The sequence below is a fragment of the Bradyrhizobium genomosp. III genome (assembly GCF_000261705.1).
Lineage (GTDB): Bacteria > Pseudomonadota > Alphaproteobacteria > Rhizobiales > Xanthobacteraceae > Bradyrhizobium > Bradyrhizobium ottawaense.
In genome coordinates this window covers 1-6,384 of sequence record NZ_AJQF01000361.1, presented here as the reverse complement: position 1 = coordinate 6,384, position 6,384 = coordinate 1, and the positions used below count along the sequence as shown (strand labels likewise).

Annotated in this window: 5 protein-coding genes; 4 read left to right on the top strand and 1 reads right to left on the bottom strand. The window is 65.3% G+C overall.

Features of this window, described 5'->3' with window-relative positions:
- From cysC to IC66_RS0129335, 3 genes are all read left to right on the top strand, one after another.
- On the top strand, positions 1-1,211 hold a 1,211-nt coding region (gene cysC, locus IC66_RS0129345), incomplete at its 5' end, for an adenylyl-sulfate kinase (protein WP_038950052.1).
- A 394-nt stretch (positions 1,212-1,605) separates the two neighbouring features.
- Positions 1,606-3,771, top strand: a complete 2,166-nt coding sequence (locus tag IC66_RS0129340; protein WP_038950049.1) for a malate synthase G — start codon at positions 1,606-1,608, stop codon at positions 3,769-3,771.
- A 142-nt stretch (positions 3,772-3,913) separates the two neighbouring features.
- Positions 3,914-4,114, top strand: coding sequence for a CsbD family protein (locus tag IC66_RS0129335; protein WP_008546815.1), 201 nt, complete (start codon positions 3,914-3,916; stop codon positions 4,112-4,114).
- 169 nt (positions 4,115-4,283) lie between these two features.
- On the opposite strand, the gene IC66_RS47845 is transcribed toward IC66_RS0129335, so the two are convergent.
- Positions 4,284-4,439, bottom strand: coding sequence for a Thivi_2564 family membrane protein (locus tag IC66_RS47845; protein WP_007599832.1), 156 nt, complete (start codon positions 4,437-4,439; stop codon positions 4,284-4,286).
- A 271-nt stretch (positions 4,440-4,710) separates the two neighbouring features.
- Here IC66_RS47845 and IC66_RS0129325 point away from each other — a divergent pair.
- On the top strand, positions 4,711-6,384 hold a 1,674-nt coding region (locus IC66_RS0129325), incomplete at its 3' end, for a methyl-accepting chemotaxis protein (RefSeq protein WP_038950048.1).

Sequence of the window (6,384 nt, the reverse complement as noted above, 5' to 3'; positions counted from 1 at the left end):
GGCTGCCGGTGCAGGCGATCTACAAGTTCGACGACCGCCGCATCGTCGCGGGCCGCATCGAATCCGGCAGCCTTATTGCCGGCGACGAGATCGTGATCATGCCGGCTGGCAAGATCGCGAAGATCAAGACCGTCGAGAGCTGGCCGGTGACGCCGGTTGCGGGACGGCAGGGCGCGGGCCGCTCGGTCGGCATTACGCTCGACCGCGAACTATTCGTCGAGCGCGGCGATATCATCGCGCACGCGAGCGCCGCCCCGCGCGAGACGCGGCGGCTGCGCGCGCGGATCTTCTGGCTGCACGACAAGCCGCTCGCCAAGGGCGACCAGCTCCTGGTCCGCTGCGGGCCGAAGGAAAGCCGCGCCACGGTCGTCGCGATCGAGAAGGCGGTCGATCCGGGCGAGCTCTCGAGCAGCGAGAACAAGGCGATCGGCCGCAACCATGTCGGCGAGATCGACATCTCGCTGTCGAATCCGATTGCCACCGATCCCTACACCGAGAATCCGCGCACCGGCCGTCTCGTGATCGAAGTCTCCGGGCGCATCGCCGGCGGAGGTCTGGTGCTGTCGGTCGATGCCGGCCAGCGCGCCTTGCCGGTGGACATCGTGCCGGTGGAATCCGCACTTCGTCCCGACGAGCGCTCCGCGCGCTATCAGCACAACGGCGCGGTGGTCTGGCTCACCGGCCTGCCGGCCTCGGGCAAGTCGACGCTCGCCAAGGCGCTGGAACGGCGGCTGTTCACCAATGGCGGCTCGCCGATCCTGCTCGACGGCGACACGCTGCGCGCCGGGCTCAACAGCGATCTCGGCTTCTCCACGGCTGATCGCAGCGAGAACATCCGCCGCCTTGCCGAAGTCGCAACGCATCTCGCACGTAACGGCCATATCGCCATCGTCGCCGCGGTCTCGCCCGCGCGCGAGGACCGCGCCACGGCGCGCCGCATCGCCGACACCGCGTTCCGCGAGATCCATGTCGCGACGCCGGCAGAGGTCTGCGAGGATCGCGATCCCAAGGGGCACTACAAGAAGGCCCGCGCCGGCGCGCTGGCGTCGTTCACCGGCATCGGTAACGACTACGAAGCGCCGCAGGCGGCCGAGCTCGTGATCGACACCTCGACGCGGACCGTCGCCGAGGCAGCCGATGAGATCGAGCAGATGCTGAAGACGACGGGCGTGCTGTTCGACGAAACCGTGGACCTCGCCGCGAATATTTGAGGCAGGCTCCATCCGCTTGCGCAGCTGCGTTCCCTCCCCCCTTTTGGGGGGGAGGGCTAGGGAGAGGGGTCCACACGGGGACTCTCCCAATCAATCAGAGCACTCCGCTCCCGTCGAATCCCGACACACCTTTTCCTGAGCCACCCCTCTCCCCAGCCCTCCCCCACAAGGGGGAGGGAGCGCAGTTGTGTCCGTGGCGCGAAGTTGGGATCAAATTTGTAAAGCCAGCTGCCCGCCACACCTGCTCTTGACATTTTGACAAACCCCTGGGGGTCTTCTCACCGCCCCGATTTTGGGGCTAATAGGCCCCGAAAGCCGCTCCCTCGTGGGCGCATTTTGCTGCTATCGGGTCAAAAGCAGCCAAAAACAGCCATTTCCAACAAGAAAGCCCATCATGAAACGCGTCGACGCCCACGGATTGAAGATCGCTCCCGTCCTGTTTGATTTCATCGCCAAGGAAGCGGCCCCGAAAACGGGGATCGCGCCGGATGCGTTCTGGGCCGGGCTTGCCGCCATCATCAAGGATCTGGGGCCGAAGAACCGCGCATTGCTGGCGGTGCGCGACACGTTGCAGGCCAAGATCGACGACTGGCACCGCGCCAGCAAAGGCAAGGCGTTCGACCTCAACGCCTATACCGCCTTCCTCAAGGAGATCGGCTATCTCGTTCCGGAGCCGGCGACCCAGAAGGTCGAGACCGCCAATGTCGACGAGGAGATCGGCAAGATCTGCGGCCCGCAGCTCGTCGTGCCCCTCACCAACGCGCGCTATGCGCTGAACGCGGCGAATGCGCGCTGGGGTTCGCTCTATGACGCCTTCTACGGCACCGATGCGATCCCGCATGATCCGTCCGAGGGCGGCAAGGGCTACAACAAGGCGCGCGGCGACAAGGTGATCGCCAAGGCCAAGGCGTTCCTCGATGCCGCTGTGCCGCTTGCCACCGGCAGCCACACCGACGTCACCGCCTACAGTGTCGTCGCGGGCCAGCTCGCAGTGAAGCTGAAGAGCGGCAATGCCACCGCGCTGAAGAACGCGGCGCAGTTCGCCGGCTTCCAGGGCGATGCGGCCGCGCCTTCGGCCGTGCTGCTCGCCAACAATGGCCTGCATGTCGAGGTGAAGATCGACCGCAGCAGCGCGATCGGCAAGGACGATCCGGCCGGCGTCGCCGACATGATCATGGAATCCGCGGTTTCTACCATCCTCGACATGGAGGACTCGGTCGCAGCCGTCGATGCCGAGGACAAGGTGCTGATCTACCGCAACACGCTCGGCCTGATGAACGGCACGCTGTCGGCCGATTTCGAGAAGGGCGGCAAGACGCTGACGCGCTCGCTCAACGCCGACCGCAGCTACAAGACCCCGGACGGCAAGGGCGAGGTCAAGCTGCACGGCCGCAGCCTGCTCTTGATGCGCAATTGCGGTCACCACATGTTCACCGACGCGGTGCTGGACGAGAAGGGTGAGGAGATTCCGGAAGGCCTTCTGGACGCCGCCGTCTCCGGCCTGCTCGCGATCCACGACCTCAAGGGCAATTCGAAGGTCAAGAACAGCCGCACGGGATCTGCCTATATCGTCAAGCCGAAGATGCACGGCCCGGACGAGGTGTCGCTCACCTGCGAGATCTTCGACCGCGTCGAGAAGATGCTGTCGCTGCCGGAGAACACGCTCAAGATCGGCATCATGGACGAGGAGCGGCGCACCACCGTCAACCTCAAGGCCTGCATCCAGCGCGCCTCCAAGCGCATCATGTTCATCAACACCGGCTTCCTCGACCGCACCGGCGACGAGATCCACACCTCGATGGAAGCCGGCCCAATGATCCGCAAGAACGAGATGAAGGCGCAGGCCTGGATCAAGGCCTATGAGGACTGGAACGTCGACATGGGCCTGACCTGTGGCCTGCCCGGGCACGCCCAGATCGGCAAGGGCATGTGGGCCGCCCCCGACAAGATGGCGGACATGCTGGCGCAAAAGCTTGGCCATCCGCAGGCCGGCGCCACCACCGCCTGGGTGCCCTCGCCGACTGCAGCGACGCTGCACGCGCTGCACTACCACCAGGTCAACGTGATCGCTCGCCAGGAAGAGCTCACCAAAGGCGGACCGCGCGCAAAGCTTTCGGACATCCTCACCATTCCGGTGTCGAAGTCGAACTGGGCGCCCGATGACGTCAAGCAGGAGATCGACAACAACTGCCAGGGCATCCTCGGCTATGTCGTGCGCTGGATCGACCAGGGCGTCGGCTGCTCCAAGGTGCCCGACATCCACGACGTCGGCCTGATGGAAGACCGCGCCACCTTGCGGATCTCCAGCCAGCATCTCGCCAACTGGCTGCACCAGGGCGTGATCACCGAGGCGCAGGTGATGGAATCGCTCAAGCGCATGGCGGTCGTTGTCGACAAGCAGAACGCGGGCGATGCCATCTACAAGCCGATGGCGCCCGCCTTCGACGGCGTCGCCTTCAAGGCCGCCTGCGACCTCATCTTCAAAGGCCGCGAGCAGCCGAACGGCTACACCGAATACATCCTCACCGCGCGCCGCCGCGAGGCCAAGGCGAACGGCTGATAGTCAGCCGGCTCGAAACACCGAAAGCCCCGGCTCACGCCGGGGCTTTTTTGTTGAGCGCAGCGGGCGAAACGTCGCGCCGCGCAGCGGAACGGCCGCGCGGCGGTCGCGTTGTACGGCCATCAACCCATGGGAGATGGTCATGGACTGGAATCGCATCGAAGGAAACTGGAAGCAGTTCAAGGGTTCGGCCAAGGAGAAGTGGGGCAAGCTCACCGACGACGACCTCCAATTGATCGAGGGACGCCGCGAACAGCTCGAGGGCCGGCTCCAGGAACGCTACGGCAAGGCCAAGGACCAGGTTCGTCAGGACGTCGACGACTGGCTGAAATCGCTGCACTGAAGCAGCGCAAACGAAGCCCCGGCGAAAGCCGGGGCTTCTTGTTTGGCGAGTGGCCCGGATGAGCCAGCGGGTCGGCGCGAAGCGCCGCCCGATGACAGGCTCCGCGACATCCGGGACCTTTGTTGCGGCACCCCGGATATCGCTGCGCTCATCCGGCTTTGATCCCTTGCTAGAACACCGCGAGATATTTCAGCAGCGAGACGATGCCGATGATGATGACGACCACGCGCGCGATCTGCTTGGCGCGGCCGTCCATCGGCAGCATGTTGATGAGATAAAGGACGAGAATAACGACGAGAAAAGTGACGAGTACGCCCACCAGCATCGCGAAACCCCCTTCAGGCAAATTGCGACCACCGCTCTAACGCCTGTCTCCCGCGCTGGTTCCATCGCGGCAACCCACTGCAACTTCTAGTAAATACGTACTTCTACGATCGGACGGCCTGCCCAAAATTTTACCCTTTTCCATTCAGATGCGGAAATGACGCCGGTGCCGTGGGCCGCAAACGGCGTGCGATTGCCGTTCTGCCGCGCCGGGCTTGTCGATGTTGCCGGGCGCTTTCAAGAGCTTTGCAATGGGAGTTGGGGGGACTTCGATGCTGAATCGTCTGACCGTATCCACGCTGCTGAAGGCGGTGATCGCGATCACGTCGGCCTGCGTGGTGCTCGCGCTCTCGCTCACCGCCTACGAATCCTGGGATCGCCTCAAGACCGCCAACCGGATCTCGCAGACCGCCGACGCATCCGCCGATTTGTTCAAGGCGATGCACAGCCTGCGCACCGACCGATCGACCACGACGCGGCTCCTCAACTCGGCCGAACCGATGGATGCCGAGATCGAGAAATATCTGCGCGCGATCCGGGACACCGAGATGCCGGCAATGGCACGCGCGCTGGAGCTGCTGCCGGTCATGGACTTCCCGCAATCGGGCACGCTGGTGCCGGAGCTTGCGCGCCTCCACAAGTTGCTGACCGAAGAGCAGAAACAGTTCTGGGCGGATATGGCCAAGCCCAGGGATCAGCGCCGCGCCGGCCTGCCGAAGGAATATATGGAGACGACGGGCGGCCTGCTCGAAACGCTCGACAAGCTGTCGAACGTCCTGGCCGCCACCGTCAACCACCAGGACGCCGTGATCGACCAGCTGCTGTCGATCAAGCAGAACGCCTGGCTGCTCCGCAACACCGCGGGCGAAGCTTCGCTGGTCGTCTCGACCGGTCTTGCCGCCGGCAAGATCACACCGGAAGCCCGCAACAACTACACCCAGCATGTCGGCGGCACGTCGGCGATGTGGAAAGCGCTCGAATTGTCAGCCTCGGGCATGCAGTTGCCGCCCGCGCTCGTCTCCGCCATGGCCGCGGCCAAGACCGCCTATTTCGAGCCGCAATATCTGACCCTGCGGGACCGCCTCGCTGACACTTTGGTCAAGGGCGAGAAGGCCGAGATGACCGCCAACCAGTGGAGCCCGCTCACGGTCGGCCGCCTTTCCAGCGCTGTCACCGTGGCGGAAGCCGCCCTTGACGCCGCCAAGGTCCATACGCTGGAGCAGCGCGGCGCCGCGCAGCGCGCGCTGATCGTGCAGCTTGGATTGCTGGGGCTCGCCATCGGCCTTGCCGTCGGCGCGGTCATGCTCGTGAGCCGCCGCGTGATCCATCCGCTCAACACCATCCGCGACGCCATGCTGAAGGTCGCCGGCGGCGACCTTGCCGTCGACAGCGGCTATCTCGATCGTCAGGACGAGATCGGCGCACTGGCCGGCGCGCTGGAGGCCTTCAAGCAGCAGGCCACCGACAAGCTCAAGATCGAAGAGCAGGAGCGCGAGCGCAATGCGGGCGCTTCCGCACGCCAGCGCGCCGTTGAAGCCTATGTCGGCGAGTTCGAGGGCGCGGTGCGCAAGACGCTGGGCGAATTGGGCGAGGCGTCCGGCGAGATGCGCAAGACCTCGGGCGACCTCTCCGCCGTGTCGCGCCAGACCAACGATCGCGTCCAGGTCGCCGGCAAGGCCTCCAACGACGCCTCCATGAGCGTCGACAGCGTCGCCGCCGCCGCCGAGGAGCTCTCGGCCTCGATCAACGACATCAGCCAGCAGGCCGCGCATGCCGCAGGCATCGCCGGTCGCGCCGTCACGCAGGCGCGCGAAACCGACGGCACCGTGCAGGGCCTGGCGAAGTCGGCGGGGCGCATCGGCGAGGTCGTCGGTCTCATCAACACCATCGCGGCGCAGACCAATCTGCTCGCGCTCAACGCCACCATCGAAGCGGCGCGCGCCGGC

Bases quoted from the DNA above. Each gene is read 5' to 3' on its own strand.
- IC66_RS0129340 (WP_038950049.1), top strand. From the start codon at position 1,606: ATGAAACGCGTCGACGCCCACGGATTGAAGATCGCTCCCGTCCTGTTT.
- IC66_RS47845 (WP_007599832.1), bottom strand. From the start codon at position 4,439: ATGCTGGTGGGCGTACTCGTCACTTTTCTCGTCGTTATTCTCGTCCTT.
- IC66_RS0129335 (WP_008546815.1), top strand. From the start codon at position 3,914: ATGGACTGGAATCGCATCGAAGGAAACTGGAAGCAGTTCAAGGGTTCG.